Source organism: Pigmentiphaga daeguensis (assembly GCF_039523035.1).
Taxonomy (GTDB): Bacteria; Pseudomonadota; Gammaproteobacteria; order Burkholderiales; family Burkholderiaceae_B; genus Pigmentiphaga; species Pigmentiphaga daeguensis.
In genome coordinates this window covers 1-1687 of record NZ_BAAAEN010000064.1, presented here as the reverse complement: position 1 = coordinate 1687, position 1687 = coordinate 1, and the positions used below count along the sequence as shown (strand labels likewise).

The window sequence follows — 1687 nt, the reverse complement described above, 5'->3', positions numbered from 1 at the left end:
AGTCGGACCTGATTTATTCATTTTCGCAGACGAAGCCGCTGCTGACCGACCCCAGGCCGCTGGGAGCCGCCAAGATCATCGCCTGCCGAACACCGATACGACGATTTGACCGACCGCCGAGCATCCACGCGGCAAATACCGGCCACGACAGTCCTGAGGCTGCCCCTTTTCGCAGGCGCAAAAAAAGCGCCCACAAGAAGGGCACCCCCTTCTTGGCAATCATGCGCAGCAACCATTTGATGTTGTAGCCCGCCGCACACAGCACTGCGTGCAGCCGGTCGCCGTGTTCGCCCTTCAAGTGACAGCGATCCATCCGATGATCCGCCTTCAAGTGTCCGATGATGGGTTCAATCGCCTGGCGTCGTTTGAGCTGCCTTCTTTCCTGCGCCGTCAGCCGCTTGGGCTTGCCCCGGTGAATGATGCGAACACCCGGGTTCTCTGCATCCACGCCCCGATAACCCAGATCCACAAACACCGTGTCCGGTTTGCTGGCGCAGTCCTGCATCAGGATGGTGGCTTGCTCAAGCTGTGCGTTCAGCGTGTGCCCGTCATACGGATTGTGGTGAAACGCCCTGGTGCCCACGATCAGGTTGCCTTTGAAGGTGCTGGCAATACCCACCTTCACGCCGAACTCGTAAGGCCGGCGCGCCTTGCCCTTGCTGATGCAGCTCACTTCCGGGGCGTGCCAGGCGTACAGCTTGGGCTGCCCGTTGATCGTCTTGCGCTGGGCGCTTTGGGCCGCGATGCGCTGGGCCTTGCCCAAGACCTCATCGAGCCCCTCTCGCACCGCCTGGCTAATGTCGCTGGCTTTGCGGTCGATCTCGCGTATCAGGCGACCGACAATCGTTCTCTGGCGTTTGATCGCCCGGCGCATGCGTTTGAACTGGCGGGCATGGGCATAGCGCCCTGCCTGGCGACTCCGTTGCTCGCCTTCCTTGGCAAAGGTCTGCTTCAGCGGGATTCCCGCATCCTTGGCGGCTTCCACCAGCTTGACGCGTGCCGTCTCCAGCAGTCGGCTGTCCGTCGGATGCGCGATGGCCTTCTCCTGCACCGTGCTATCCACAATCACCCGGTTGAGTTCCTGCGGCTTGATCAGCTTGAGTTCGACCGCCGTGTTGACCGTTTGCGCCAACAACTCTTCGACACCTTCCTCGCCCAGCAGTTTGCGAAACTTCACCAGCGTAGTGGCGTCGCAGGGCTGGCGGTGTTCAAAGTACGCCTGGCCCGCAAAGAACTGCCATGTCGGCGTCTCGCCCCATCGTTCCACAACCCCTTCATCGGATTCATTGAAGGCGTGCTTCAAGTACAGCAGCGAAATCATCACCCGCAGCGGCACACGCGGACGTCCGGCCTTGCTGGCGCGCGCCCGGCGCGGCGGCTTCTCGCCAAAGAGATCCAGATCGGGCATGGTCACGCCCTCGTGGGCCTTGCGTACGAACAGGTGCGCTACCCCAGCCTCAATCTCCTGCCACGGCATGCGAGACGCCAGCACCGCCAGTGGATGACGCAGGTCAATCATCTGGTCAATGCGGGCACGGAAAAAATCGTCAGTGGCGGGGCAGGCAAACATCACGGTAAAACTCCCAGAAAACAGCCTCCATTGGACAACAAACTAGGAGTTCCGACCATCGGATATCGCCCTAATATCCAGTGTTTATGCGGGCTGCGGGGATTATTCAGGGACGAC

At 60.8% G+C, this 1687-nt stretch carries 1 pseudogene; it reads right to left on the bottom strand.

The features are described 5' to 3' along the window. Positions 1 to 142: 142 nt before the first annotated feature. Positions 143 to 1570: pseudogene (locus tag ABD104_RS30080) on the bottom strand (IS5 family transposase); the annotation flags it as partial. Between the last annotated feature and the right edge of the window lie 117 nt (positions 1571 to 1687).